At 68.9% G+C, this 25457-nt stretch carries 24 protein-coding genes; 6 read left to right on the top strand and 18 right to left on the bottom strand.

The annotated features are described in order from the left end of the window. Nucleotides 1-7: 7 nt before the first annotated feature. The 6 genes from ASG30_RS15635 to ASG30_RS15615 all read right to left on the bottom strand — a co-directional run bounded on the left by ASG30_RS15635 (nt 8) and on the right by ASG30_RS15615 (nt 7800). Nucleotides 8-1087 (bottom strand): alpha/beta fold hydrolase, encoded by a 1080-nt coding sequence (locus ASG30_RS15635; protein WP_055898605.1) that lies wholly within the window; start codon nt 1085-1087, stop codon nt 8-10. 88 nt (nt 1088-1175) lie between these two features. Then, on the bottom strand, nt 1176-1883 hold the full coding sequence (locus tag ASG30_RS15630; protein WP_055898602.1) for a pseudouridine synthase: 708 nt from the start codon (nt 1881-1883) through the stop codon (nt 1176-1178). Nucleotides 1884-1906: 23 nt separating this feature from the next. Continuing rightward, nucleotides 1907-3310 carry an ATP-dependent RNA helicase DbpA gene (dbpA, locus tag ASG30_RS15625; protein ID WP_055898598.1) on the bottom strand — a complete coding sequence of 468 codons (1404 nt, stop codon included), beginning with the start codon at nt 3308-3310 and terminating at the stop codon, nt 1907-1909. Nucleotides 3311-3399: 89 nt separating this feature from the next. Further along, nucleotides 3400-3549 (bottom strand): hypothetical protein, encoded by a 150-nt coding sequence (locus ASG30_RS22875; RefSeq protein WP_200947305.1) that lies wholly within the window; start codon nt 3547-3549, stop codon nt 3400-3402. Nucleotides 3550-3653: 104 nt separating this feature from the next. Continuing rightward, nucleotides 3654-5987, bottom strand: a complete 2334-nt coding sequence (locus ASG30_RS22620; protein WP_156385570.1) for a P-loop ATPase, Sll1717 family — start codon at nt 5985-5987, stop codon at nt 3654-3656. A gap of 22 nt (nt 5988-6009) precedes the next feature. Continuing rightward, on the bottom strand, nt 6010-7800 hold the full coding sequence (locus ASG30_RS15615; protein WP_235579814.1) for a glutamine--tRNA ligase/YqeY domain fusion protein: 1791 nt from the start codon (nt 7798-7800) through the stop codon (nt 6010-6012). A gap of 166 nt (nt 7801-7966) precedes the next feature. On the opposite strand from ASG30_RS15615, the gene ASG30_RS15610 reads away from it, so the two are divergent. Further along, nucleotides 7967-8356 (top strand): hypothetical protein, encoded by a 390-nt coding sequence (locus tag ASG30_RS15610; protein ID WP_055898588.1) that lies wholly within the window; start codon nt 7967-7969, stop codon nt 8354-8356. Between the two features lie 90 nt (nt 8357-8446). Here the strand turns inward: ASG30_RS15610 and ASG30_RS15605 are convergent, their stop codons facing one another. Further along, nucleotides 8447-8689 carry a hypothetical protein gene (locus ASG30_RS15605; RefSeq protein ID WP_055898585.1) on the bottom strand — a complete coding sequence of 81 codons (243 nt, stop codon included), beginning with the start codon at nt 8687-8689 and terminating at the stop codon, nt 8447-8449. 549 nt (nt 8690-9238) lie between these two features. On the opposite strand from ASG30_RS15605, the gene ASG30_RS15600 reads away from it, so the two are divergent. Next, complete coding sequence (locus tag ASG30_RS15600) at nt 9239-11023, top strand: thiamine pyrophosphate-requiring protein (protein ID WP_055898582.1); 1785 nt, start codon at nt 9239-9241, stop codon at nt 11021-11023. Nucleotides 11024-11144: 121 nt separating this feature from the next. Here the strand turns inward: ASG30_RS15600 and ASG30_RS15595 are convergent, their stop codons facing one another. From ASG30_RS15595 to ASG30_RS15575, 5 genes are all read right to left on the bottom strand, one after another. Next, nucleotides 11145-11696 carry a DUF3455 domain-containing protein gene (locus tag ASG30_RS15595; RefSeq protein ID WP_055898579.1) on the bottom strand — a complete coding sequence of 184 codons (552 nt, stop codon included), beginning with the start codon at nt 11694-11696 and terminating at the stop codon, nt 11145-11147. Nucleotides 11697-11784: 88 nt separating this feature from the next. Continuing rightward, a complete protein-coding gene (locus tag ASG30_RS15590) occupies nt 11785-12573 on the bottom strand; it encodes a LytR/AlgR family response regulator transcription factor (protein ID WP_055898576.1) in 789 nt (262 codons plus the stop codon). Continuing rightward, a complete protein-coding gene (locus ASG30_RS15585) occupies nt 12570-13706 on the bottom strand; it encodes a sensor histidine kinase (RefSeq protein WP_082522131.1) in 1137 nt (378 codons plus the stop codon). Before ASG30_RS15585 ends, ASG30_RS15590 begins: the two co-directional genes overlap by 4 nt. Before the next feature lie 23 nt (nt 13707-13729). Next, nucleotides 13730-14020: a 2TM domain-containing protein gene (locus ASG30_RS15580; RefSeq protein ID WP_055898574.1), complete on the bottom strand. Its 291-nt coding sequence runs from the start codon at nt 14018-14020 to the stop codon at nt 13730-13732. A gap of 45 nt (nt 14021-14065) precedes the next feature. Beyond that, nucleotides 14066-14476: a DUF2306 domain-containing protein gene (locus ASG30_RS15575; protein ID WP_055898570.1), complete on the bottom strand. Its 411-nt coding sequence runs from the start codon at nt 14474-14476 to the stop codon at nt 14066-14068. A 265-nt stretch (nt 14477-14741) separates the two neighbouring features. On the opposite strand from ASG30_RS15575, the gene ASG30_RS15570 reads away from it, so the two are divergent. Beyond that, a complete protein-coding gene (locus ASG30_RS15570; RefSeq protein ID WP_055898568.1) occupies nt 14742-15686 on the top strand; it encodes an alpha/beta hydrolase in 945 nt (314 codons plus the stop codon). Nucleotides 15687-15776: 90 nt separating this feature from the next. Here the strand turns inward: ASG30_RS15570 and ASG30_RS22615 are convergent, their stop codons facing one another. After that, complete coding sequence (locus ASG30_RS22615) at nt 15777-16349, bottom strand: hypothetical protein (protein WP_235579813.1); 573 nt, start codon at nt 16347-16349, stop codon at nt 15777-15779. 193 nt (nt 16350-16542) lie between these two features. On the opposite strand from ASG30_RS22615, the gene ASG30_RS15560 reads away from it, so the two are divergent. Further along, complete coding sequence (locus ASG30_RS15560) at nt 16543-17367, top strand: undecaprenyl-diphosphate phosphatase (protein WP_055898565.1); 825 nt, start codon at nt 16543-16545, stop codon at nt 17365-17367. 132 nt (nt 17368-17499) lie between these two features. Beyond that, entirely contained in the window at nt 17500-17703 is a 204-nt protein-coding gene (locus tag ASG30_RS15555; RefSeq protein ID WP_055898563.1) for a hypothetical protein, read from the top strand. 1 nt (nt 17704) lies between these two features. Here the strand turns inward: ASG30_RS15555 and ASG30_RS15550 are convergent, their stop codons facing one another. The 4 genes from ASG30_RS15550 to mutS all read right to left on the bottom strand — a co-directional run bounded on the left by ASG30_RS15550 (nt 17705) and on the right by mutS (nt 22971). Further along, nucleotides 17705-18454, bottom strand: coding sequence for an alpha/beta fold hydrolase (locus ASG30_RS15550; protein ID WP_162243744.1), 750 nt, complete (start codon nt 18452-18454; stop codon nt 17705-17707). Nucleotides 18455-18539: 85 nt separating this feature from the next. Further along, a complete protein-coding gene (locus ASG30_RS15545) occupies nt 18540-19349 on the bottom strand; it encodes an alpha/beta fold hydrolase (RefSeq protein WP_055898557.1) in 810 nt (269 codons plus the stop codon). Nucleotides 19350-19522: 173 nt separating this feature from the next. After that, nucleotides 19523-20350, bottom strand: coding sequence for a proteasome-type protease (locus ASG30_RS15540; RefSeq protein WP_055898555.1), 828 nt, complete (start codon nt 20348-20350; stop codon nt 19523-19525). After that, entirely contained in the window at nt 20347-22971 is a 2625-nt protein-coding gene (gene mutS / locus ASG30_RS15535; RefSeq protein ID WP_055898552.1) for a DNA mismatch repair protein MutS, read from the bottom strand. Before mutS ends, ASG30_RS15540 begins: the two co-directional genes overlap by 4 nt. Nucleotides 22972-23099: 128 nt before the next feature. Here mutS and ASG30_RS15530 point away from each other — a divergent pair, with 128 nt between their 5' ends. After that, complete coding sequence (locus ASG30_RS15530; protein ID WP_055898549.1) at nt 23100-23651, top strand: GAF domain-containing protein; 552 nt, start codon at nt 23100-23102, stop codon at nt 23649-23651. A 63-nt stretch (nt 23652-23714) separates the two neighbouring features. Here ASG30_RS15530 and ASG30_RS15525 read toward each other — a convergent pair whose 3' ends face one another. Beyond that, nucleotides 23715-25238: a sialidase family protein gene (locus ASG30_RS15525; protein WP_156385568.1), complete on the bottom strand. Its 1524-nt coding sequence runs from the start codon at nt 25236-25238 to the stop codon at nt 23715-23717. Nucleotides 25239-25457 lie beyond the last annotated feature (219 nt).

Raw genomic sequence — 25457 nt, 5'->3', positions numbered from 1 at the left:
GGGCAGGTCAATATCCGGCCGTGGACAGCGAGGCGGCGGCGGCGGGTGGCGAGCCGGCCTGCGCGGACGCCGCGGGAGCCGTCCGCTCGACGGCCGCTACCGTGCCCGGCTGCACCAGCCCGGGTTGCCCGCTCGCCAGGGCCTCGTCGATGGCCGTGCAGATCTGCTCGTGGGCGTGGTGGTGCGCCATGTGCCCCACGCCCGCCAGCAGGCGCAGGCGGCTGTGCGGCAGCTGGTGGTGCAGCCGTTCGGACTGCCGCGGCGACACGATGTGGTCTTCCGCGCCGGCGATCAGCGTGAGCGGTGTGCGCAGGCGGTCGTACTGCTTTCGCAGCGCCCGCGCCTGGGGAACCATGTGGCGGCCATCCTCCGCCGCCGACCGCTGCTGCAGGGGCCGCAGCAGCATCTCGCGCGGCAGCAGCTCGCGGAAGCGCTCGGGCACCGGGGCCGGCGCGAACATCGCCCGGATCGCCATGTCCAGGGTGGCCCGGGCGGTCCAGGCGGCGGTGGTGTAGCGCAGCACGTCGCCCAGCACGGGCACGGCCGCCGGCAACGCCATCCAGCGGTCCAGCCGCAGGCTCGGCCAGTAGTAGCCGCCCACCAGCACCAGCCCGGCCACGCTGCCGGGGTCCTGCAGCGCCATCGCCATCGCCACCTGCGTGCCCAGCGAGTGGCCGACGACGACAGGCCTGTGCACGTGGAGCGTCTGGGCGGCCTGGTGCAACAGCCGGGCCTGCCGGGCCGGGGTCCACACCACGCCGCGCGGGCGATCGCTGTGCCCGAAGCCCGGCCGGTCGATCACCAGCACCTGGTGCCGCCGGGCCAGCCGGTCCACCAGCCCGCTGGCCTCGAAGTCGGCGCCGTCCACCATGTTGCCGTGCACCAGCATCACGGGCGGGCCTTCGCCCACCAGCCGGTAGTGCAGGCGCGTGCCGTCGATGTAGACCAGGTTGTGCGGCGCCTGGTGCCGGCGCTCGGCGGCGCGCGCCTGGCGCTCCACCCACAACGCGCTGCCCGCCGCGGCCACGGCGGCCAATGCACCGAAGGACGCGGCGCGTGCGCCGCCCGAGGGGATGTTCATGCTCATGGGACGAGCATCGCGGCTCGGGCCGGGCCTGCTGTCGGGCGCGACTGACAAATGGCGTAGTTCATTCCTGCACCACCCTCGCGGTGGCTCATGCGGGGCGGGTCAGCTGATCCCACTCGGGCCCGCACGGCGCCTCGATCCGCAGCCCGCCGGGCAGCGTGAGGCTGGCCGCGTGCAGCCACAGCCGGCTTGCGCCCAGGTGCGCCGCCACCGCCCGGTTGTGCGCGCCCTTGCCGTGCGTGGTGTCGCCCACCAGCGGATGCGCGATGTGCTTGAAGTGCCGGCGGATCTGGTGGCGGCGGCCGCTGAGCGGCTCCACTTCCACCAGCGCGTAGCGGCTGGCCGGGTGCCGGCCGTCCACGCTGAACGGCCATTCGAAGCAGCGCAGGCGCCGGTAGCGGGTGAGGGCGGAAACGCGAGGCTGGCCCGCGGAGGGCAACTCGGGGTCGCGGGCCAGGGCGTAGTCGATCTCGCCGGATTCGGGTGGCCAGCCGCGCACCAGGGCCAGGTAGCGCTTGGCGACGGCACCGGCTTCGAAGGCCTTGCCGTACTCGCGGGCGGCTTCCGCGCTGCGCGCGAAGAGCAGGACGCCGCTGGTGGCCTTGTCCAGGCGGTGCAGCGGGAAGAGGCGCTCGCCCAACTGCGCCTGCAGCAGGTCGAGGGCATTGAACGGCTCGTGTGCGTCGAGCCCGCTGGCGTGGACCAGCAGTCCGGCGGGCTTGGCGATGGCCACCAGCTGCGCGTCGAAATGCACCACGCGCAGTTGGCCAGGCCCCGCGTTGGCGCTGGAAGACATCGCCGGATCGCGGACCGCGGGACTCAGTCGCCCGACTCGCTGTCGTCCAGCACGCGCACCTTCACGCTGCGCCCCTTCACGCGGCCCGCGTTCAGCCGTGCCGCCACCTGCTGCGCGATGCCGCGCTCCACGGCGACGTAGGTCGAGAACTCGTTGACGTCGATCTTGCCCACCTGCTCGCGCGTGTAGCCCAGGTCCTTGGTGAGCGCGCCCAGCACGTCGCCGGGGCGGATCTTCTCCTTGCGGCCGCCCTGGAGGTGCAGCGTCGCCATCGGCGGCACCAGCGGCCCGCCCCCGGGCGCCGTGAGTTCGGCCAGCGGATGCCAGGTGCTCTCCTGGCCTTGCAGCAGCTCGATGCGGCCGACCGCGCCCATCTCGTCCAGGCTGGCCAGGCTGAGCGCCAGGCCGCTCTCGCCGGCGCGGCCGGTGCGGCCGATGCGGTGGATGTGCACCTCGGGGTCGGGCGTCACGTCCACGTTGAGCACGCAGGCCAGGCTGGCGATGTCCAGGCCGCGCGCGGCCACGTCGGTGGCCACCAGCACCGAGCAGCTGCGGTTGGCGAAGCGCACCAGCACCTGGTCGCGCTCTCGCTGCTCCAGCTCGCCGAACAGCGCCAGCGCGGAAAAGCCCTGCGCCTGCAGCGAAGCCGCCACCTCGCGGCAGCGCGCCTTGGTGTTGCAGAAGGCCAGCGTGCTGGCCGGGCGGAAGTGGTCCAGCAGCCGGCTGACGGCGGGGAGGCGCTCGCGCTCGGTCACCTCGTACCAGCGCTGCTCGATGGCCGCGCCGGTGTGCTGCGCCTCGACCTTCACCGTCACCGGCTCGCGCAGGAACTGCGAAGCCAGCTTGGCGATGCCCTCCGGGTAGGTGGCCGAGAACAGCAGCGTCTGCCGCTGCGCCGGGCATTGGCGGGCGACCTTGGCGATGTCGTCGAAGAAGCCCATGTCCAGCATGCGGTCGGCCTCGTCCAGCACCAGCGTGTTGAGCGCGTCCAGCTGCAGGCTGCCGCGGTCCAGGTGGTCCATCACGCGGCCGGGCGTGCCCACCACGATGTGCGCGCCGTGCTCCAGCGTGGCCAGCTGCCCGCGCAGCGGCACGCCGCCGCACAGCGTGACCACCTTGATGTTGTCCTCGGCGCGCGCCAGGCGCCGCACCTCGGCCGTCACCTGATCGGCCAGCTCGCGCGTGGGACACAGCACCAGCGTCTGCACCGCGAAACGGCGCGGGTTGAGGTTGGCCAGCAGCGTCAGCGCGAAGGCGGCGGTCTTGCCGCTGCCGGTCTTGGCCTGCGCGATCAGGTCCTTGCCCAGCAGGGCCGGCGGCAGCGCAGCCGCCTGGATGGCCGTCATCTCGGCGTAGCCGAGGCGGTCCAGGTTGGCGAGGGTGGCGGGGGAGAGGGGGAGCGTGGAGAACGCGAGGGAAGCGGGCATGCGGGGATCATTCCACACGCCGCACCGTCATCCCCACGTCCACGTCATCCCCGCGCAGGCGGGGATCCAGAGCGTTGGGCTCCGCCTGCTTACTGCTTGTTCTTCAGCTTGCCCTTGGGCATGACCGTGGTGGTCGGGGGGAGGGGACGGTCCGAAGTGGAAGAGGACTCCTTCGGGGGAGAGGTGTCCTTCTTCGGCTTCTTCGCCATCTTGTTGCTGCGTTGTTCGCCTTTGGCCATGGGGGTCTCCGAGGAAACTTGGACTTTAGCTCAGCGCGCAGTGAGGGAAGGACCTTCACGACCTCACACGTGGGCGCGTCGGGCGTCTCCCTGGCGAAAGTTGGCTACTGGATCTCTAGGCCTGCCCAGAACCCCGGATTGATCTGAAACGCTACGCCGTTTAATTCCCGCTTCTTGGCCATTGCTCTCAAGATCTTAATGTCGTAGTTAACGTTATAGATGTACCTGGTCTGTCTCGCATCGAGTGCGACGCCTAAAAATCCAAACCACAGCAAAAGATCAATGACATTGTCGACATCATTGTCTTCGACGTGGAATTGAGTACATGTTGATCGAACATCCTGCGCGGTGAGCGAGCGTGTCGAACCGATAAAAGCGTACAGAACGTCTTTGTACTTCGGGAAGACGTCTTGAATTTCAAGGCTGATCTCTGACAACAAATTTGTTGAGTACGCTCGGACGCCTTTCTCGATGTCGTCCTCCAATACCTTCATGTGTCGAAGATTGATCGCATACCCCTTGCAGTGATTGATCAGGTCGATTAGACACCGAGGTCTCATGAGGCATCGGTCAAGTAAGAACTGCGAACTTTCCTCGCCGAAAACATATGGGGCAAAGAGTTGGCGCCACAATACCTCGAAGCTTGGCTCTGTGTCGAGTTCCTCACTGAAAATGATGCGCCTTCGAACTAGCTCCCGGAGCAAGTCAGCATCCGTCCAATCAACATTCGCGCGTGTCTCTTTACCCCGATCAGGCGTCTCTTCGATTAGAAGTTCGTAAACGTCATTACGCAAAAAGACGACCGAATGGGCCTCGATCTGCCTGTTTCGCAGTTCCCGTTCAATCTTTCTCGTCGCTTCAAGGAGCGAACGAATAATCACCAGATCTTCTGCTCGGAGACCGTGAGTGGGCCATCCTTTATCCAGGTTGTCAAATAGAAGCCACAGTTCTTTCTTGAACTGCAAATAGGAATGGACTTCTTTTCTCAGCTTCGCAACGTCGTGCCGATACAAAAGCGCCGTCAGCTGCTGTCCCGTCAGCGCGACGCTTTCTCGAACGCTCCCGAACTGCGTGACGAAGTCTTGGCTGATGTGAGTGAGCATCTGGCTGAGTCGCTCCGCAAAGTCGCCTTCTCTCACATACGCATCGGATTCGTATAAAGCGCGCAGCCGTTGATAGGGTTCAAACAGTTTCTGATCGCGCTTGTGATTCTCTTCATCCTTCTCCAAGATTTTGTAGCAAATTTCTAGCATTAGGAGGTACTCCCAAAACGCGGTCAGCGTGTGTTCGACAGTACCTCCGGCCATGCTTGTTAGCACCGCATCCTTGAACTTAAGAAGTTGATAGCCGTCGGGCTTGAGATCCAAGACGACATTCTCACGATTTGATCTAATTTGATCTCGTAAGCGAAAGAATACTGCTGTCTTGCCGGAGCCCTTTCGACCAGTAACAAGCCTGACTTCTTTTCGCTTCGCCCGAAGAAATGCATCAGTCTCCAAGTAATACCCGCCGAGGTGCGCCAGTTCGTTTTCAGCCGATGAAGCACCAAGGTTTAGGGATTCGAGTTGAGTGCTTGGGGTGTGACTGGAGAAAGTAATCGACTGTTGAAGTGCTTCAACTACTTTAGGGCCAAACTTGGAGACAAGCTCCCCATACTGATCTGGGTGGAGGCAGACGTCGACGAGGTCTCTATAGTCGATAGGAGTCTGATCAACGCCAGATTGGATGAATAGATAGGGGATCTCCAGTCCATAGGCAAGGCCCGCAATGAAGGCGCCGCGGAGATTGTGCAACCGTTGCTCATCGATCTCTGGAGGCAAGAAGTGGACGATGACGCCGTTGGACGCGGAGACCTCACGGATTGCCTCGATGGCAGATAGACGCGGCGTTTCGTTGGGATCGAATTGGCGAAAGTAAATTCTCAGCTTTTTGATGGCTGAGATAATTTTTGATTCAAACTCGGTCTTGTGTTTTCCAACATTGATATAGAGAGGGGCTTTTTGATCCTTTTGGCTTGGGACCGTGAGCGGGTCTATGCTGTTGATGCTGGTGATGTGAGCGCATAGGGCCTCTCCGTTGTCATAGTTCACGTACCCTAAGGTATCAATGATCCCGAGCACTCCTGCGAGTTCGTCCTGTTTTATTGACGAGTTTCGAACAAGAAACACCCGCTTTCGCTTGCCGATTGCAAAACCGATCTCGAATAAAACGTTGCAATTCAATACGGTCACGTCGGCTACCAGTACATCTGATAGCCCGATGTGTTCGAGGATTGCCGCGGAGATTTCTTTGCCTCCGATATCCAAGCTCCGCCAGCTCTTCGCAGTGAGATTGGGGCGCCTGACCTGAAGTTGAAGAATCGAGCTTTCGATTGCGAGGCCGACAGATGTCGGCGCCGACGCGTAGGCAAAAAATGCGGAAACCGGCCCTTGCTGCATGTCTTCTTCCTCTGCTTTTTAGTTATCTGGGACGACTATCCTTCAGCCCCGTGACTCTATTGAGGATAGGCCGTATCCCGTTCTCACGATGCTCCACCCGATCCGCCACAAAATACCCATGCCTCTCGAACTGAAACTTCTCATCCCCCTTCGCTGACGCCAGCGACGGCTCCAGATACGCCGTCACCACCTTCAACGACTCCGGATTCAGCTCCTCCAGGAAGTCCTTCTCCCCCGTATCTGGCTGCGCCACGGCAAACAGCCGGTCATACAACCGCACTTCCGCCCTCAGCCCGTCGGCCACGCCCACCCAGCTGATGTTCCCCTTCACCTTCACCGCATCCGCGCCCGGCGTGCCGCTCTTGGTGTCGGGGACCAGCTTGGCGCGCACCTGCGTCACCGCGCCGTTCGCGTCCTTGTCCGCGCCGATGCACTCGATGACGTGCCCGTACTTCAGGCGCACCTTGTTTCCGGGGAACAGGCGGAAGAAGCCCTTGGGCGGCGTCTCTTCGTAGTCGCTGCGCTCGATCCACAGCTCGCGCCCGAACATGAACTTGCGGCGGCCGCGGGATTCGTCGTGCGGGTGCACCGGCGCGCTGCATTCGTCCAGCACGTCGTCGCCGCCCATCACCTCGCCCCAGTTCTCGATCACCAGCTTCACCGGGTCCAGCACCGCCATGGCGCGGGCGGCCTTGGGGTCGAGGTCGTCGCGCAGGGCGGCTTCCAGGATGCTGAAGTCGATCCAGCCGTTGGCCTTGCTCACGCCGATGCGCTCGCTGAAAAGCTGCAGGCTCTCGGGCGTGTAGCCGCGCCGGCGCAGGCCGACGATGGTGGGCATGCGGGGGTCGTCCCAGCCGCTCACGTGGCCCTCGTCCACCAGCTGCTTGAGCTTGCGCTTGCTGGTGACCACGTAGGTGAGGTTCAGCCGCGCGAACTCGTACTGGCGCGGATGCGGCGTGTTGATCAGGCCGCCTTCCGACAGGCGGTCCAGCAGCCAGTCGTAGAACGGCCGCTGGTCCTCGAACTCCAGCGTGCAGATGCTGTGGGTGATGTTCTCCAGCGCGTCCTCGATCGGGTGCGCGTAGGTGTACATCGGGTAGATGCACCACTTGTCGCCGGTGTGGTGGTGCTCGGCGTGCTTGATGCGGTAGAGGGCCGGGTCCCGCAGGTTGATGTTGGGGCTGGCCATGTCGATCTTGGCGCGCAGCACCGCGGCGCCGTCGGGGAGCTTGCCGTCCCGCATGTCGCGCAGGCGCTGCAGGTTCTCCTCGATGCTGCGGCTGCGGAAGGGGCTGTCCACGCCGGGGCGCGAGAAGTCGCCGCGGTTGGCGCGCATCTCCTCGGGCGACTGTTCGTCCACGTAGGCCAGGCCCGCCTCCACCAGGTATTCGGCGGCGCGGTACATGAAGTCGAAGTACTCGCTGGCCTGGTACAGGTGGCGGGTGCCGTGGGCCTCCCAGCTGAACCCGAGCCAGCGCACCGCGTCCTTGATGCCTTCGACGTACTCCATCTCCTCTTTTTCGGGATTGGTGTCGTCGAAGCGCATGTGGCACACGCCGCCGTAGTCGCGCGCCAGCCCGAAGTTCAGGCAGATGCTCTTGGCGTGGCCCACGTGCAGGTAGCCGTTGGGTTCGGGCGGGAAACGGGTGCGGATGCGCGCCGGGTCGGCGGAGCCGGCGTGGTGCGCGGCGGCGTCGGCGGGGTGGCCGGCCCAGTGCCGCTGCGCGTACGTGCCCTGTTCCAGGTCGCGCTCGATGATCTGGCGCAGGAAATTGCTGGGCTTGACGCTGTCTTTCTCGGCGGGGGAAGTCATATTGAAGGGCATTCTAGGTGGGCCCTTCGGGTTACCCCGAACTCGACGGGGTTACGTCTGGCAACGGTCTTGACCGTGCAGCCGTAGTCGCCACCCCAGCCGCAGCGTTAAATACGCACAGAGGGCGTGTGTTCGCCGCCCCTGAAACCGTTGCAGGAGATTTCACATGCTGTTCCGTTCCCTGTTTTCCAAGGCCCTCGCGGTCGCGGCCCTCGGGCTGGCCGCCGCCGGCGGTGCGCAGGCGAGGGACGTGTATTGGTCCGTCGGCGTCGATGCCGCACCCGGCGTCAGCGTCGGCGTGGGCAACCACCGGCCGGTGATCGTGCAGCCGGCGCCGGTCTATGTGGCGACGCCGCAGGTCGTCTACGCGCAACCCCAGGTCATCTACGCGCCGCAGCCGCAGATGGTCTACCCCAACGGCTACCTGGCTCCGGTGGTAGTGCACGGCCCGGTGTACCGCTCGTACGGCGGCCACCAACACGGCCACCACTGGCGCAGCCACGGCGGCCACGGCCACGGCGGCAAGCACTGGAAGAAGAACCGCCACTGGGATTGATTGAAGATGAGTGATCGCTGAAGGGCGAACCCTCTTTCGGTTCTCTCCAAGGCTGCCCCCGCAAGCGCATTGGCGCCGCGGGGGCTTTTTTCATGGCTTGCGGGTTTCGTCCCCGTCGGGCCCGTAGTCCTCGGGGAACGAAGGGCGCAACAGCCGCTGCTGCTCGAGCTGGGCCCTCAGGTGCGGGCGGATGCTTTCCATGCCGTAGCCGCTGCGGCCGATCCGCGCCGTCCAGCTGGCGCCCGGCCGGTCCCGCTGCACGCTGCGCGCCGCCGCGCCCGAGCCATTGCGCTTGCTCTCGGGGTCACGGGGGGAGTCGTCGTCGCGGGCCATGGTGTTGTGTCTTGCCGCCGGACCATCCTCTGTATCCGGCGTGTGAAGACACGGTATCGCGCCGTACGCGCCCGCGTTGACCGAGCCCTTCAAGAGCGCCGGTAGGAGGGACCTTACCTGTTTGCCTTCTCCTACAGTTTTCGCAGGCGAGGCCCACAGGCGCGTTCCGGCATCGCCTAGGACAAGTGGCAAGGAGGCAAAAGCAGGCGCCCAAAAAAGAGCCCCCAGGCTTTGGGCCTGGGGGCAACATGCCAGTCGCGGGACGGAGGGCCGGACCAGCTCACCCCGGAGGAGGAGGGGACTCAGAGGAGTCGGGGTGATTTCCGTAGCGGGGTGGGTCGACCTGTGGTACGGCCCGCCCTGCAAAACCGATGCCGTAGTAAACCGCAGCAGGCCCCCCGGCCCTGTAGGACGGGGCCGCATTTGTTGTCGGTTGGGACCTGTTCCGCGCGAGTTGGCATGCGTTCCAACGCGACGCGCGTGGCGGCCTACTGCGCGGCGTGCGCTGCACCGACGCCGCGCTGCCGCCCCCCTGCCTAGTCTTCGCCGATGGGCAAGACCGTGGGCGACCAGATCCTCGAACGCTTGCACGCCTGGGGCGTGCGGCGCGTGTTCGGCTATCCCGGCGACGGGATCAACGGGCTGATGGGCGCCTTCGGGCGCATCGGCGACCGCATGCAGTTCATCCAGGCGCGCCACGAGGAGCTGGCGGCCTTCATGGCCTGCGCGCATGCCAAGTTCACCGGCGAGGTGGGCGTGTGCATGGCCACGTCGGGCCCGGGCGCGATCCACCTGCTCAATGGCCTCTACGACGCCAAGGCGGACCACCAGCCGGTGGTGGCCCTGGTCGGCCAGCAGGCCCGCACCGCCATGGGCGGCGACTACCAGCAGGAGGTGGACCTGGCCTCGCTCTTCAAGGACGTGGCGAACGAGTACGTGCAGACGGCGATGGCGCCCGGCCAGGTGCGGCACCTGGTCGACCGCGCCATGCGCATCGCGCGCGACCGCCGCACCGTAACCTGCGTGATCCTGCCGCACGACCTGCAGGATGAGCCCGCGGTGGAGACGCCGCCGCGCGAGCACGGCACGGTGCACACCGGCATCGGGCTGACCTCGCAGGCCGGCGTGCCGGGCGCCTCGGCGCTGCAGGCGGCAGCGGACGTGCTCAATGCGGGCGAGCGCGTCGCCATCCTGGCCGGCGCGGGCGCGCTGCAGGCGGGGCACGAGTTGCTGGAGGTGGCCGACCGCCTGGGCGCCGGCATCGCCAAGGCGCTGCTGGGCAAGGCGGCCGTGTCCGACGACCTGCCGTTCGTGACCGGCGCCATCGGCCTGCTGGGCACGCAGCCGAGCTGGGAGCTGATGGAGGGCTGCGACACGCTGCTGATGGTGGGGTCGAGCTTCCCGTATTCGGAGTTCCTGCCCAAGGAGGGCGCGGCGCGCGGCGTGCAGATCGACCTGGACAGCCGCCGCCTGGGCCTGCGCTACCCGATGGAGGTCAACCTGGTGGGCGACAGCAAGCTCACCCTGCAGGCCCTGCTGCCGCTGCTCAAGCCCAAGGCCGATCGCGCCTGGCGCGCGCAGGTCGAGGCCGGCGTGGCGCGCTGGTGGAAGGTGATGGAGGAGCGCGCGATGAGCGACGCCCGGCCTATCAATCCGCAGCGCGTGTTCTGGGAACTGTCGTCGCGCCTGCCCGACGACGCGATGGTGATGTGCGACTCCGGCACCGTGGCCGGCTGGTACGCGCGCGACCTGCGATTTCGGGGCGGCATGATGGGCTCGGTGTCCGGCGGGCTGGCCTCGATGGGTTGTGCGATGCCGTACGCACTGGCCGCCAAGCTGGCGCATCCCAACCGCCCGGTGTTCGCGCTGCTGGGCGACGGCGCGATGCAGATGATGGGCCTGAACTCGCTGATCACCGTGGCCGACCGCTGGAAGCAGTGGCAGGACCCGCGACTGATCGTGATGGTGCTGAACAACGGCGACCTCAACATGGTCACCTGGGAGCAGCGCGGCACTGCGGGCAACCCGCGCTTCGATGCCTCGCAATTGCTGCCGCCTTTCCCGTATGCCGACTACGCCCGGATGCTGGGCCTGCGCGGCATCCGCATCGACCGGCCCGAGCAGGTGGGGCTGGCCTGGGAGGAGGCGCTGTCGTCCGACCGGCCGGTGCTGCTGGACATGGTGACCGACCCCAACGTGATGCCGATCCCGCCGCACGTCACGACCAAGCAGGCCCGGTCATACCTGTCGGCGCTGTGGAAGGGCGATCCGGAGGCGGTGGCGACGCTGAAGGCGACGGCGCGGGAGTGGTGGGCGTCGGTGACGGCGCGGTAGTTCCTGTTCCGTCGAACGCGCCCGTCCCGTCATCCCCGCGAAGGCGGGGACCCAGTGCTTCCGGCAGTCCGCGAAAGCGGACGCACTGGATTCCCGCCTCCGCGGGAATGACGAAGGCCGCTCACATCGCCTTGTAGAAGATGTAATCCGCCTGGTACTTCACCACCTGCTTGGCACCCACGTTCCCCTGGGCGCAGGCCATCGCCGGCGCCACGCCGCCCTGGGTGGCGACGCGCTGGATGTAGGTGGTGCCGGTCATCGCGCCGCTGCCCATGGCGGGGTTGGCCTTGACCAGTTGCAGCGGGATGCTGCCGGCGGCGGCCGGGGCCACGGCCACCTGGGTGGCGGTGACCTTGGAGCCGTCCATGTTCTCCCAGGTCGCGGGCGGGCCGAAATAGCGGCCGACCTGCTTGCCACCGCGGTCCATCAGCTTCGCATCGGGTCCGACGAAGACCCACTCGAACTGGCCGGGCATGTCGGCCTTCACGCGGCATTCATAGGTGATGTCGCCGGCGCCCACGGTTTCCATCGCCACCTTGTGGCCGGCGGGCACCTGAACGGCGGCCGGCAGGCCGCTCTGGCTGAAGGGCTTGCTCATGGCCATCGGCGTGCCGGCGCAGGCGGCCAGCAGGGTGGTGGCCGCGGCGGCGGCGAGAAGGGCGGGTCGGTTCATGTCGGGCTCCTGTTCGGTCTGCGAAAGTGACGTCGGGCGTCAGGAGCCGATACGCAGCAGGCGCGCGGATGGATTCAACCCATCGGTTTCACATCGCCTTGAACAGGTGCGAATAGAGCCGGCTCACCGCCAGCTTTTCCGGCCGGCCGCGGACCGCCAGGTGCAGCTTGCCCGCCTCGTCCCGCGTCACCGCCTCGATGGCCGACGCCCGCACCACCGTGCCCCGGTGCACCTGCCAGAACTCGCTGGCATCGAGCTGCGGCAGCAGGTCCTTGAGCGGCGTGCGGATCAGCAGCTCCTGCCCGGCGGTGAGCACCCGCACGTACTTGTCGGCGGCCTCGAACACCAGCACTTCGGCCACCGGCACCACGCGGATGCTGTTGCCCACGCCGGCCTGGATCACCTTGAGCGGTGCCGAGGCCGCGGGCGGCGCGGCCAGCAGGTGGCGCAGCCGCTCGACGGCGGCGTCCAGGCCCGGCTCGTCGCCGCGTTGCGCCAGCTGGTCCTTCAGGCGCGCGACGGTACGCTCCAGCCGCGCCGGCTGCACCGGCTTGAGCACGTAGTCGACCGCCTGCGCCTCGAAGGCCTGCACCGCGTACTGGTCGTAGGCGGTGACGAACACCAGCGCCGGGAAGGGCGCGCCGGCCGGCCACTCGTCGGCCAGCTGAACGGCGGCGTCCAGGCCGCCCACGCCCGGCATGCGGATGTCGAAGAACAGCACGTCGGGCTGGTGCGCCAGCGCCTCGCGCACGGCCGAGGCGCCGTCGCCCACGGTGGCCACGATGCGCAACTGCGGCCAGGCGCGCGCCAGCTCGGCCTGCAGCGCCTGGGCCAGCAGGGGCTCGTCTTCGGCGATGAGGGCGGTGGGCGCGGTCATGCGCGTCCGAGGGGAAGGCGGAGGGTGACGCGCAGGCCGGGAGTGCCCCCACCCCGGCCCTCCCCCAGCGGGGGAGGGAGCAAGTCCGGGTGCAGGGGCTCGAAAGACAGCTGCGCCGCCGGCCCGTACAGCGTGGCCAGGCGCTCGCGCACCTGCACCAGGCCGAAGCCGTCGCCTTCGAGCAGCGGCGAAGGCGCACCCATGCCGGTGTCGCGGACCTCGATCACCAGCTGGCCGCCTTCGGTGCGCGCCTGCACGTCGAGCCGCCCGCCTTCGACCTGCGGTTCCAGCCCGTGCTGGATCGCGTTCTCCACCAGCGGCTGCAGCAGCAGCGTGGGCACGGGCTGCTGCGTGAGCTCCGGCTGCAGGTCCAGGCCGTACGACAGCCGCGGCCCCATGCGGATGGCCATCAGCTCCAGGTAGTCGCGCACCCGGTCGAACTCCACCTGCAACGGATGCGTGGTGGCGCGCGAAGCGTCCAGCGTGGCGCGCAGGTACGCGATCATGTGGTCGAGCATGCGCTGCGCCCGCGGCGGGTCGACCGCGATCAGCGCCCGCAGGTTGGCCAGCGTGTTGAACAGCATGTGCGGCTCCAGCTGCGTCTCCAGCAGCTTGAGCCGGGCCTCGTCGGCGTGGCGGCGCGCCTCGGCCATCTTGTTCTCGAGGTAGTGGCCGCGGTTGATGCTGTAGAAGTAGAAGCTCGCCACCACGCCGGCCATGGCGGTGATCAGCAGGGCCGAGCGGTGGTTGGCGGCGTCGTGCACCGGCACCACGTCGCCGTACCAGCCGAAGGTGCGGCACAGCGCGTCGCCCAGCGCGGTGCCGCCGAAGAAGCCGGCCAGGATGCCCAGCAGCACCAGCACCAGGCCGGGCAGGCGGTCGGGCCAGCCGGTCTCGCGCGAGGAAGGGAAGAAATGCCGCCCCAGGTCCACCACCGCCCAGCTGATGCTGCCGATCGACAGCGAGAAGGCCAGCGCCGGCAGGAAGGGCTTGTTCGGCTCGAAGCCCACCTGCAGCAGCGCGATGGCCAGGCAGAACAGCCAGGTCTGCAGCAGGTGGCGCGCCTTCGAGCGCGGGTCGATGCGCACGCCGGGCAAGAGCGGGAGGGTGCGATCGGCGGCGGGGGCGGACATCAGCAGGGCATTCTAGGCAGCGCTCACCGGGCGTCGCGCCGCAGGGACAGGCGCAGGCGCTCCTGCTGCACCAGGCGCTCGTAGACGCCGCTGCCGTCGGTGAGGAAGAACACCACCAGGCCGTGGATCGCGACGCCGGTGCCCCAGCCCAGGGCCGGGTACACCGCCCAGGACCGGCCGCCCAGCGCGGACAGCAGGCCCAGCGCCGTGGTGACCACCACGTAGACGCCGGCGTGGATGTACCAGCCCAGGCGGGCCCCCGCGCGGCGGCGGGCGATGCGTTCGAGGTCGCTGTCGCTGAGGTTCGTGTCCATGGCTCGTGCTCCTTGGGTTGGGTTGAGTCAGGTAAGGGGAAGAGGTCAGGCCAGCCCGACCGCGCTCCAGAGCATCCGGCCGAGGTAGCGGTTGGGCAGCAGGGTGAAGAGGCCCGCCGTCACGCAGGCGCCCAGGTACAGGTTGCGCATCACCATCCGGTGGCCGGCGATGTTGCCCTGGGCCAGCTTGTAGAAGGCGCCGAAAAGGCTGATCAGCGTGACCGGCACGAGGAGGTGGATGGGCGTGTAGCCGGCCAGGTTGGGCAGCTGGAAGTCGCGGATGAACAGCGCCGAGAGCGCGGTCACCAGCATCAGCGTGACCCAGGCGTAGCCGAAGGCGCGGTGCAGCTTGGGCCGCTGCGCGCCGGCGCGGCGGGCCCACAGCGCGACCGGACCGGTGGCCAGCGCGCCCAGCGCGGCGGTCATGTGGACGGCGATGACGGGGGTGAGTTCCATGGCGGTGCTCCTGGTGGCGTCTTCGATGGGGGGACTGTGCTCGCGGGGCCGGGGCGCCGCGACGTCGGCGCGACGAACCGCCGCAGGGGCCGACGAAGCGCTGGAAAGCGGGAGTGAAAAACAAGGCCGTCGTCCTCGCGAAGGCGGGGACCCAGGGCTTCCGGCAGTCCGCGAAAGCGGATGCACTGGATTCCCGCCTCCGCGGGAATGACGAGCGGGCGCTGTGTCAGACTGCGGCGCTCACACCGCTGCCGAGGAGACCCCGATGCTGCACCCCCAGGCCCAGGCGCTGCTGCGCCTGATCGAGGAAAAGGGCATCCCGCCCACCCACACGCTGACGCCGGAGAAGGCGCGCGAGTACTACCTGGTGCGGCGCGCCGTCACCCAGCCCGACCCGCCCGAAGTGGCCCTGGCCCGCGACCTGGCCGCGCCCGGCCCGGGCGGCGAGATCCCGCTGCGGCTCTACCGGCCGATGGGCGCTTCGGCCGCACAGGTGCTGCCGGTGCTCGTCTACTACCACGGCGGCGGCTGGGTGATCGGCAACCGCGACTCGCACGACGTGCTGTGCCGCCAGCTGGCCAACGGCTCGGGCTGCGCGGTGGTGTCGGTGGACTACCGCATGGGGCCGGAGAACCGCTTCCCCGCGGCCGTGGACGATGCCATCGCGGCCACGCGCTGGGTGCATGCGAATGCCGCGCAGCTGAAGCTCGACCCGGCCCGGCTGGCGGTCGGCGGCGACAGCGCCGGCGGCAACCTGGCGGCGGTGGTCGCGCTGGAGGCGCGCGACCGCGGCGGGCTGCCCATCGCGTTCCAGCTGCTCATCTACCCGGCCACCGACCAGCGGCGCGGCTGGCCCTCGCACCAGACCAACGGGCAGGGCTACCTGCTCACGCGCGACTCGATCACGTACTTCCACGACCACTACATCGACGACCCGAAGCACGACCTGGACTGGCGTGCGTCGCCGCTGCTGCACGAGGACCATTCGAAGCTGCCGCCGGCTTTCGTGCTCATCGCCGGCTACGACCCGCTGCGTGACGAAGGCCTGGCCTATGCGCAGAAGCTCACCGAGGCGGGCAGCCGCGCGGCGCTGGTGAATTTCGAGCGGCAGATCCACGGCTTCATCACCATGGGCCGGGTGATCGACGAGGCCATCGTGGCGGTGCAGCTGTGCGCGGCGCAGCTGCGCGAGGCGCTGCGGCCGGGGTGAAGGCGGGAGCTCTGGATTCCCGCCTTCGCGGGAATGACGGCAACTCGTCGTCCCCGCGGAGGCGGGGACCCAGTGCGTCCGCCTCTCGGCCTACGGCTTGTCCGGACCGCCCTCGCGCGGCAGGTTCCCCGCCGCCAGCGCACGCGCCCGGTCCCACGCCTCTCGCGACGCCGGCCGCGCACGCTGCCAGTCCAGCCGCGACCCGCCGCAAGAGCCGCTCCAGCCATCGCACAGGTCGCCCTCCAGCTCGTCGAAGTCGCGCCTGGGATGGCGGTTGTACGCCTCCACGCCGTAGCGGTAGGCCGGGCTCCAGTCCTGCTCGTAGCTGAAGTCGCCTTTGGCGTACTCGCGCTGCTGCCAATTGCCGCGCCAGTACTCGTCCTCCTGCTCGGGATCGACGACGGCGTCGGCCGCCAGCGAGCCGGCCAAGCCGCCCGCCACCGCCCCGATCGCGCCCCCGACGGCGGCGCCGATCGGCCCGGCGATGCTGCCGGCCGCCGCGCCCGCCGCGACCGCGCCCGCCACGCCGCCCACGGCGGTGCCCACCGGGTGCGGTCCCAGCTCCTTGCCCTCGGCATCGCGCTCGATCTCACGCCCGACTTCACGCACGCGGGCGTCGGGCATCCTGGGCGCGCCGCGGGCCGCCGGCTTGTCTCGTTCCATGAGGGACTCCTTCGAAGGCTGCTGATGCTTCCATTTCAGCCCGCGTGTGGCGCGGCGGCATCGGTCGTGCTCCCCTTGACCTGTAGGCGGGCGCCGATGCGCGACGGCTGTGAGCCGATCGGGCCATTCGCGCCGAAATCATTGCTGAGGCAATCGATAATCCGCGATTCACATCGAGGAAAAGGGAGAGCGAGTGGATGTCGTCCTGCTGGTAAAGGCCGCGATCATGGGCGTGGTCGAGGGGCTCACCGAGTTCCTGCCGATCTCCAGCACCGGCCACCTGATCCTGGCGGGCTCGCTGCTCGGCTTCGTCGACGCCAAGGCCAAGGTCTTCGACATCGCGATCCAGACCGGCGCCATCCTCGCGGTCATCATCGTCTACTGGCAGAAGATCAGCAGCACGGTGGCGGCCCTGCCGACCCAGCGCCAGGCCCAGCGCTTCGCGCTCAACGTGCTGATCGCCTTCTTCCCGGCCGTGCTGCTCGGGCTGGCCCTGGGCAAGGCCATCAAGGAGCACCTGTTCACCCCCGAGGTGGTGGCCACCACCTTCATCCTGGGCGGGCTGGTGATCCTGTGGGCCGAGCGGCGGCAGCAGGGCAGCGTGCGCATCGAGGACGTGGACCAGATGAGCGCGCTGGACGCCATCAAGGTCGGCCTGGTGCAGTGCCTGGCCATGATCCCGGGCACCAGCCGCAGCGGCGCCACCATCATCGGCGGGATGCTGCTGGGGCTGTCGCGCAAGGCGGCCACCGACTTCTCGTTCTACCTGGCCATCCCCACACTGATCGGCGCGGGCGCGTACAGCCTCTACAAGGACCGCGGCCTGCTCTCGATGCAGGACCTGCCCATGTTCGCGGTCGGCCTGGTGTTCTCCTTCATCAGCGCCTGGGCCTGCGTGCGCTGGCTGCTGCGCTACATCTCCAGCCACAGCTTCACGCCCTTCGCCTGGTACCGCATCGCCTTCGGCATCGTGGTGCTGCTGACCGCATCGATGGGCTGGGTCGACTGGACGGAGTGAAGTTTGCTGCGCGCTGCACGCCCGCCGTGCGCGTCGCGTCCTACTCGCGCAGGCTTCGCGTCCGACACCCATCGGATATGCAGCGGATCATCATGGCTCGAGGCTGCCCCCAGGACAGCCAAGGCAGCAAGGATGGACCAGCAGGATCGAGGCCCGGACGCGAAGGCGCCCGAAGACAAAGCACCGGCGCAGGGAAAGCGTCCCACGGACGAATCCGCCAATGACAGCAATTGGGGCGTAGGCTCGGCCAGCGCCCTGGACAACCTGCGACGCCACGGCTATCGCGCCCGCCGCAGCAAGCCCGCGGACCTGGACGACCGGCCGTCGTCCGACTAGCTCAATTCACCGGCTTGTTGCGCCAGCGGCGCCATTTGCCTTCCGGCTGCGCGAGCCGGTCCACCACGATGCCCAGCACCCCGGGGTGGGTCGCCATGCCCAGGTGGCTGGCCGAGACTTCCACGCTTTCCGCCAGCGGCGAGCGGCGCTCGATGCAGTCCTGCCAGCACACCACGCCGTCGCTCTTGCTGTAGATCGAGGTGGTCGGCACCGGCGGACACTGGCGCAGGCGCGCCTTCAGTTGGGGCGTGACTCCGGCGGCGTCGCCGTTCAGGAGCTTGTAGACCGAGTCGGCATGCGTGGCGCCGCGCATCGACGCGAACGGCGTGCCCAGGGTGATCACCTGCCGCACGCATTCCGGCCGGCGCTTGGCCAGCTCGCGGGCATAGATGCCGCCCAGGCTCCAGCCCACCAGGCTGACCTTGCGGCCGTCCTGCTCGAACCGGTCTTCCACGTCTTCCTCCAGCCCGTCCAGCCAGTCGTCGAAGTCGCCGCTGGGGCCGGTGTTGATGCCGCGCCCCCAGCAGTGGGCGGTGAAGCCGCAGCCGTCCAGGTGGCCGCGCAGGTGGGAGGTGGTGAAGGGCGCGCCCCCGAGGCCGGGGAACACCATGACCGGATGGCCGTCGCCCACCGCTGCCGCGCGCACGGCGAGAGCGGCGGCGGCGAAATCGAACATGGCGCGCAACGGCTCCATGGCGAGCAGGGACAGGGGAGGGGCCTTGGGCGCTGAGCGCAGGATCGCTGTTGGCATGCCTCCATCTTGAGGCCTCGAGCCCATCCGTGGTTGTCGGGCTCTTCGGCGGGCCGCTGTAGGACGGGGGCGCCCGCGCAGACTCCTAGGCAGCGCTCTCCAAAGAGCGCAGCAGGGCTTCGATGGCCGCCGCCGTGGCGAGCGGCTGCTCCATCGGGAACAGGTGGCTGCCATCGAGCATGGCCATGCGCCCCTGCGTCACCTGGGTGGTCAGGGCCAGGCCGACCTGGCGCAGCTCCAGCGACTGCAGGCCGCCGACGAATGCCGCCGGGCAGCGCAGCGGATGGCGCTTGAGCACGCGTTCCAGGTGGTGCGGCAGCGTGTTGTAGATGGCGGTCTCGATGTCGCGGTCGAACGAGAGGACCCGCTCGCCGCCCTCGTCGTGGGTGCACAGGTGGACGTAGTCGCGCAGCACCTGCTCGTCCCAGCGCGCGAAGGCCTTCTTGTGGCGGAAATGCTCCATCGCCGTTTCGGGGTCGGGCCAGCGGTGGCGGCGCTTGCGGCTGATGCGGCCGGGCGAGATGGATCCCACCAGCTGCGTCGACTTGGCCGCGCCCAGCGCGGTGGCCTTCCAGCCGCCGATCACCGGCGAGTCCAACAGCAGCACGCCGCGCGCCAGCTGCGGGTGCCGGGCCGCGCACAGCAGGCTGAGAATGCCGCCCAGCGAGTGGCCCACCAGGAAGGCCGGCTCGCCCGCCCGCGCCACCTCGCGTTCGGCGAAGTCGTGCAGCTGCTGCACCAGGTGCGGCCAGTTGTCGGTGACGGGATAGCGCTCGTCGTGGCCGAATTTGTCGACCGCCTTGACCGTGAAGCCGCGCGAGCGCAGCTGCCGGAAAAGCACGCCGTAGGTGGCGGCGGGAAAGCTGTTGGCGTGGGAGAAGACGATGAGGGACATATCAGGGGCGTCGTCCCCGCGAAGGGCAGGGATCCAGGCAAGGCCGTCATTCCCGCGAAGGCGGGAATCCAGGGGGCGCGTGCGCCGAGAGGAAAGCTCTGGATTCCCGCCTTCGCGGGAATGACGAGATCAATTCGCGGGGATGACCGGCACGGTGCCCGAGGCGCGCGGCGTCAGATCAGTTTTTCTTCCGGCCGCGTGATCTTCTTCAGCGGCTTGTTCTGCGCATCGGTCACCTTCAGCGGCGTGTCGGTGTGGGCGTCGTCCCAGACCGGATCGTCCAGGCTGTCGAACACCTCGCGCAGCTTCTGGCCCCAGCTGGAATGCAGCATGCGGTAGTACGGGTTGGCCATGTCGATGCACACCAGCCGGTCGCTCTGGAACTGGTTGGCCTCGTACACCACCAGGTCCAGCGGCGGGCCGACCGAGAGGTTGGACTTCATGGTGGAGTCCATCGACACCAGGGCGCACTTGGCGGCTTCGTCCAGCGGCGTGTCGGGCGTGAGCACGCGGTCCAGCACCGGCTTGCCGTACTTGGACTCGCCGATCTGGAAGTAGGGCGTCTCCGGCGTGGCCTCGATGAAGTTGCCGGCCGAGTACACGGAGAACAGGCGCATGCCCTCGCCCCGGATCTGACCGCCGAAGATCATGGAGATGTTGAACTCCACGCCGGCGTACTTGAGCGACTCGCCGTCGCGCTCGTAGACGCGGCGCACCGCCTGGCCCAGCACGCGGGCGGCGTCGAACATGCTGCGCGCGTTCCAGATGGTGATCGGCTCGCCGCCCTCGGGGTCCTTGAGCTGCTCCACCTGCAGGATCTCGCGCACCGACTGCGAGATCGACAGGTTGCCGGCCGTCAGCAGCACCATGAAGCGGTCGTTGGGCCGCTCGTACACGATCATCTTGCGGAAGGTGCTGATGTGGTCCACCCCCGCGTTGGTGCGCGAGTCGGACAGGAACACCAGGCCTGCATTGAGTTTGATGCCGACGCAGTAGGTCATTTCGGTTCCAGTTTCTTCCTCAGCGCGTAGAGCGCGTCCAGTGCTTCGCGCGGGCTCATCGTATCCGGGTCCAGCGCGGCCAGCGCGGCCTCGGCCGGGCTGGGGCCCTGGCGCACCGGCTCGGGCGGCGGCGCGAACAGGTCGACCTGCTCGCGCGCGGCCTCCTGCTGCTGCTCGAGCGCGGCGAGCGCATGGCGCGCATGGTTGACCACCGCGGCCGGCATGCCGGCCAGCCGGGCCACCTGGATGCCGTAGCTGCGGCTGGCCGGGCCGGGCTGGATCTCGTGCAGGAACACGATGTCGCTGCCCGATTCGGTGGCGCTGACGTGCACGTTCACCGCGCAGTGGTGCCGGGCCGGGAACTCGGTCAGCTCGAAGTAGTGCGTGGCGAACAGGGTGAAGGCCTGCGTCCGGTCGTGCAGGTGCGCGGCGATGCCCGAGGCCAGGGCGAGGCCGTCGAAGGTGGACGTACCGCGGCCGATCTCGTCCATCAGCACCAGGCTCTGCGGCGAGGCCGAATGCAGGATCTGCGCCGCCTCGGTCATCTCCAGCATGAAGGTGGACTGGGCGTTGGCCAGGTCGTCGGCCGCGCCGATGCGGGTGTGGATGGCGTCCATCGGCCCGAGCCGGCAGGCCGTGGCCGGCACGTACGAGCCCATCGCCGCCAGCAGGCAGACCAGCGCTACCTGCCGCATGTAGGTGCTCTTGCCGCCCATGTTGGGGCCGGTGATGACCTGCATGCGCTGCCTGGGGCCCAGCCGCGTGTCGTTGGCGATGAAGGCGCCGCCGGAGGTTTCGGCCAGGCGCGCCTCCACCACCGGATGGCGGCCGCCGGTGATCTCGATGCCGGGTTCGCGGGTGAACTGCGGCCGGCACCAGCCCAGCGTGAGCGAGCGTTCGGCCAGCGCGCACAGCGCGTCGACGGACGCCAGCGCGCGCGCCAGCCGGCCGAGCGCGGGCACGTGCGGCTGCAGGGCGTCCAGCAGCTGCTCGTAGAGGAACTTCTCGCGCGCCAGCGCCCTTTCCTGGGCCGACAGCGCCTTGTCCTCGAAGGCCTTGAGCTCCGGCGTGATGAAGCGTTCGGCGTTCTTCAGCGTCTGGCGGCGGCGGTAGTCGGCCGGCACCTTGTCCAGCTGGCCCTGGCTCACCTCGATGTAGAAGCCGTGCACGCGGTTGAACTGCACCTTGAGGTTGGCGATGCCGCTGCGCTCGCGCTCGCGCCGTTCCAGCTCCAGCAGGAAGCCGTCGGCGTTCACCTGGATGGCGCGCAGCTCGTCCAGCTCGGCATCGTGGCCGGCCGCGATCACGCCGCCGTCGCGCACCAGCGCCGCCGGTTCTTCCATCAGCGTGTGCTGCAGCAGCTGCGCGCAGCCGGGCGGCGGGGCCAGGTCGGCGCGCAGGCGCGCCAACAGGTCCGTGCCGCCTTCCAGCGCACCGGCCAGCTGCAGCGCCTTGTCGAGCGACTGGCGCAGCCCCACCAGCTCGCGCGGGCGCACCTGGCGCAGCGACGTGCGGGCGGTGATGCGCTCCACGTCGCTGGTGCCCTTGAGCTCGGCGCGCAGCCGCTGCCAGGCGCCGCCGCGCAGCAGCTCGATGGCATCGAGCCGGTCCTGCGCCTGCGTGCGCTCGCGCCGCGGCTCCAGCAGCCAGCACTTGAGCAGGCGGCTGCCCATGCCGGTCATGCAGGTGTCCAGCAGCGAGAACAGGGTGGGCGAGTCCTCGCCGCGCAGCGTCTGCACCAGCTCCAGGTTGCGGCGGGTGGTGATGGGCAGGTCGATCAGCTCGTCGTCGCGCTGCACCTGCAGGCTGTGCACGTGCGACAGGGCGCGGCCCTGGGTGTGTTCGGCATAGCTGAGCAGCGCGGCGGCCGCGGCGTGCGCGTGGGTGAGTTCGTCCGCGCCCCAGGCCGCCAGCGTGGCGGCGTTGAGCTGCTCCAGCAGCTTGCGCAGGCCCAGGCCGGCGTCGAACTGGAAGGCCGGGCGCTCGGTGAGCGAGACGCTGGTGGAAAAGCGCAGCGCGTTCAGGCGCTGGGTGAAGACGGGCGTCGCCTCCGCGCTGTAGAGCAGCTCGCTGGGCGCGATGCGCGCCACCCAGGCCTCGACCTCGTCGCCGGCGCATTCGGCCAGCTGCAGCGCGCCCTGCGTCACCGACAGCCAGGCCAGGCCGCAGCGGTGGCGCGAGCCCTGGTGCACCGCCAGCAGCACGGCCTCGGACTTGTCGGAGAGCAACTCGGTGTCGGTCAGCGTGCCGGGCGTGACCACGCGCACCACCTTGCGTTCCACCGGGCCCTTGGACGCCCCGACGTCGCCCACCTGCTCGCAGATGGCGACCGACTCGCCCAGCCGGATCAGGCGGGCCAGGTAGCCCTCGACCGAATGGAAGGGCACGCCCGCCATCACCACCGGCTGGCCGGCCGAATTGCCGCGGCGGGTGAGCGTGATGTCCAGCAGGCGCGCGGCCTTCTCGGCGTCGGCGTAGAACAGCTCGTAGAAGTCGCCCATGCGGTAGAACACCAGCGTCTTCGGGTGCTGGGCCTTGATGGCGAGGTACTGGGCCATCATGGGCGTGTGACCGTCGGCCTTCAGGGCCATCTCTTCGGTGTTCAGGGGACTCTCCTCCATGCCGCGCCCTACCGCGCCGGCGCCTCGTTCCGCGTCCGGCTGCGGACTTATTGGGTGTGCCTTGCCGTTCCGCCCCCGATTATCCGGCCTGGGACTGAGCCGGACGGTGGGCGCGATAGACTGAACAGATGGATGCCGCCGTCAATCGCGAAGCCACCCGGAGGGACACCCAGGAGATCGTCCAGCGCACCCGCAACCGGGTGGCGGAGCTCCTGGCGCGCGGCGCCTCCCCGCGCGAGACGCTGTCGCAGCTGACCTCGGCCGTCGAACAGTTCGCCGAGGGTCGCACGGTGGCCTCCATCCTGGTGCTCGACCGGGAAGGCCTGCTGCGCAACGGCGCCTCGCCCAACCTGCCGGCGGACTACCTGGACAAGATCGACCGGCTGCGCCCCCATCCGGGCCTGGGCACCTGCGCGTCGGCGGCCGCCACGGGCGAGGTGACCCTCACGCCGGACTTCCAGCTGGACGACAAGTGGGCCGAGCTGCGGCACCTGCCGCTGTCGATCGGATTCCGGGGCGCGTGGAGCATGCCGATCAAGGGCGCCGACGGCCGGGTGCTGGGCACCTTCGGCACCTACTTCCGCGAAACGCGCGAGCCCACCGATGCCGAGATGCGGGTGGTCGCCGACCTGGCACCGCTCGCGGCCCAGGTCATCGAGGCCTGCGCCAAGGCGCGCTGAGGCGCCGGCCGCGCCGCGCCGCCAGGGCGCGGCGGCACCGGGCCGCAGCCCGGTGCGCGAACTTCAGCGCACGCTGAAGGTTCCACTCGAGGAGCGAACGCTCCAGCGCGCGGCGCCCTCCGGCGTGGCCCCGTCGAAGACCAGTTCCACCGACGAGCCCCGACCGCCCTCCAGGCGGCCCGGGCCGTAGCTGGTGCGGTTGCCGACCGACGTGTAGAGCTGGCCCGTGAGGGCGGTGAACGTGCCCGCGGCCACCGTCAACGCATTGCCGTCGCTGGACAGGGCCACCGCGCGCCAGTTGGTGTCCGTGCCGGGCATCTGCAGCGGGGCGAAGGTGGCACCGCCGTCGCGCGAGACCTGCACGCTGCCGGTGGGCGCGCCCGCGCCCGTGGCGTTCGTCAGGGTGGCGGCGATCACGCTGCCATCGCCGTTGATCGACACGGCCGTGTAGTCGCCGGTGGGCGTGTTCGCCCGCGTCCACGTCACGCCCTGGTCGCGCGAGAGGTACAGGCCCGAGTTGAAGCGCCCGGCGATCGCCATCACGCTGCCGTCGCGCGCGATCGCGGCCCGGTACCAGGAGTCGCGCAGCACCGTCCCGTTGACGACCACGGGCCGCGGCGTCCAGCCGTTGGCGAGGTTGGTGGAGACCAGCAGTTCACCGTCCTGCGAGCCGGCGACGGCGACGCCGGTCTGCGACAGCGCGATGCCGCGCCAGCCGCTGACGGTGGGCGTGGTCGTGCCCTGCAGCACGGTGGCCACCCAGGGGCTGGAGGTCGAGGCGCGGTAGTAGATCGGCGCGCCCAGGGCGGCGGCGATGGCCACGCCCTGGTCGATGGCGGAGACCGACTCCCAGTCGCGGACGGAGAAGTCGACGCCGGGCATGCCCGACTGCACGGCCACCCAGAAGCCGCTGGAGTTCGTCTCGAACAGCCCGCCGCCGAAAGCAGCGGCCAGCACGTTGACGTTCTCCAGGCCGTTGACGTCGTTGGGCCCGCTCGTGTGGTAGACCGAAGCGCCCACCCAGTTCTGGACCGGGCTGAGGCCCGGGTCCCAGGTCTGGCCGGCATCGCGCGAGACATGGATCTGCCCGGGGTTGTCCATCGCGACGAGCACGCGGCCCAGCCGGTCGGAGGCCACCCAGTGCCACTCCATGGGCGTCAGGCGCGGCGTCCAGACCTGGCCCGGCTGCGGATTGCCGGCGAGGTTGCGGGTGTCGATGACGATCGGCATCGGGGAGGGCCGCGCAGCGGTGGGCGGGACCCAGCCGGTGGTCAGCTGCCAGGGGGCGGATCCCGCGCCCGTGACGCGGACGGTGTCGCCCGGCTGGACGGCGTCGGCCATGGCCAGCGAAATGCCGATCGGCGAAGAGCCGTCGGCGACCACCGCGTAGCTGGTGTTGGGCCGCGCCGTGACGCTGGAGCCGATCTGCACGGCCGTCGTCGCGGCCGGGGCGCCGCCTCCGGCTGCCGGGCCGGGCGCCGGGCCGGCATCACCCCCGCCACCGCCACCGCAGGCAGCCAGGAACAGGGTGGTCAGGGTGGCGAGCACCGCCGCTCTCGGCCGCAGTGCGTGGGTTCGTAATTTCAAGGAGATCTCCCGACGCACCGTGCGCCGCGCGGCAATGCTGAGGCTGTATGGCCGCGCTCGGAGCTGCTGGGCCAGCGACAGGGCGTGTAGGCGCAGATTCCGTTCGAAAGTGGGACCCCATTGATCCGTCGGAAAGCGGCGTGGCGCGAACCCACAGCGCACGTCGTGCGCGTCCTACAGGGTGGCGGCTGTCGGCTTGCGACCATGCTTCATCCATTC

This window comes from Ramlibacter sp. Leaf400 (assembly GCF_001424545.1).
Taxonomy (GTDB): domain Bacteria; phylum Pseudomonadota; class Gammaproteobacteria; order Burkholderiales; family Burkholderiaceae_C; genus Ramlibacter.
The sequence above is the reverse complement of the archived record's forward strand: the minus strand, read 5'-3'. Positions and strand labels throughout refer to the sequence as shown.

Excerpts from the sequence above, each read along its gene's own strand:
- ASG30_RS15600 (WP_055898582.1), top strand. The coding sequence starts at position 9,239 with ATGGGCAAGACCGTGGGCGACCAGATCCTCGAACGCTTGCACGCCTGG.
- ASG30_RS15555 (WP_055898563.1), top strand. The coding sequence starts at position 17,500 with ATGGACCAGCAGGATCGAGGCCCGGACGCGAAGGCGCCCGAAGACAAA.
- ASG30_RS15545 (WP_055898557.1), bottom strand. The coding sequence starts at position 19,349 with ATGTCCCTCATCGTCTTCTCCCACGCCAACAGCTTTCCCGCCGCCACC.
- ASG30_RS22615 (WP_235579813.1), bottom strand. The coding sequence starts at position 16,349 with ATGGAACGAGACAAGCCGGCGGCCCGCGGCGCGCCCAGGATGCCCGAC.
- ASG30_RS15570 (WP_055898568.1), top strand. The coding sequence starts at position 14,742 with ATGCTGCACCCCCAGGCCCAGGCGCTGCTGCGCCTGATCGAGGAAAAG.
- ASG30_RS15575 (WP_055898570.1), bottom strand. The coding sequence starts at position 14,476 with ATGGAACTCACCCCCGTCATCGCCGTCCACATGACCGCCGCGCTGGGC.
- mutS (WP_055898552.1), bottom strand. The coding sequence starts at position 22,971 with ATGGAGGAGAGTCCCCTGAACACCGAAGAGATGGCCCTGAAGGCCGAC.
- dbpA (WP_055898598.1), bottom strand. The coding sequence starts at position 3,310 with ATGCCCGCTTCCCTCGCGTTCTCCACGCTCCCCCTCTCCCCCGCCACC.
- ASG30_RS15630 (WP_055898602.1), bottom strand. The coding sequence starts at position 1,883 with ATGTCTTCCAGCGCCAACGCGGGGCCTGGCCAACTGCGCGTGGTGCAT.
- ASG30_RS22620 (WP_156385570.1), bottom strand. The coding sequence starts at position 5,987 with ATGCAGCAAGGGCCGGTTTCCGCATTTTTTGCCTACGCGTCGGCGCCG.
- ASG30_RS22875 (WP_200947305.1), bottom strand. The coding sequence starts at position 3,549 with ATGGCCAAAGGCGAACAACGCAGCAACAAGATGGCGAAGAAGCCGAAG.
- ASG30_RS15595 (WP_055898579.1), bottom strand. The coding sequence starts at position 11,696 with ATGAACCGACCCGCCCTTCTCGCCGCCGCCGCGGCCACCACCCTGCTG.
- ASG30_RS15635 (WP_055898605.1), bottom strand. The coding sequence starts at position 1,087 with ATGAGCATGAACATCCCCTCGGGCGGCGCACGCGCCGCGTCCTTCGGT.
- ASG30_RS15540 (WP_055898555.1), bottom strand. The coding sequence starts at position 20,350 with ATGACCTACTGCGTCGGCATCAAACTCAATGCAGGCCTGGTGTTCCTG.
- ASG30_RS15585 (WP_082522131.1), bottom strand. The coding sequence starts at position 13,706 with ATGTCCGCCCCCGCCGCCGATCGCACCCTCCCGCTCTTGCCCGGCGTG.
- ASG30_RS15615 (WP_235579814.1), bottom strand. The coding sequence starts at position 7,800 with ATGACTTCCCCCGCCGAGAAAGACAGCGTCAAGCCCAGCAATTTCCTG.
- ASG30_RS15530 (WP_055898549.1), top strand. The coding sequence starts at position 23,100 with ATGGATGCCGCCGTCAATCGCGAAGCCACCCGGAGGGACACCCAGGAG.
- ASG30_RS15605 (WP_055898585.1), bottom strand. The coding sequence starts at position 8,689 with ATGGCCCGCGACGACGACTCCCCCCGTGACCCCGAGAGCAAGCGCAAT.
- ASG30_RS15610 (WP_055898588.1), top strand. The coding sequence starts at position 7,967 with ATGCTGTTCCGTTCCCTGTTTTCCAAGGCCCTCGCGGTCGCGGCCCTC.
- ASG30_RS15550 (WP_162243744.1), bottom strand. The coding sequence starts at position 18,454 with ATGCCAACAGCGATCCTGCGCTCAGCGCCCAAGGCCCCTCCCCTGTCC.
- ASG30_RS15580 (WP_055898574.1), bottom strand. The coding sequence starts at position 14,020 with ATGGACACGAACCTCAGCGACAGCGACCTCGAACGCATCGCCCGCCGC.
- ASG30_RS15590 (WP_055898576.1), bottom strand. The coding sequence starts at position 12,573 with ATGACCGCGCCCACCGCCCTCATCGCCGAAGACGAGCCCCTGCTGGCC.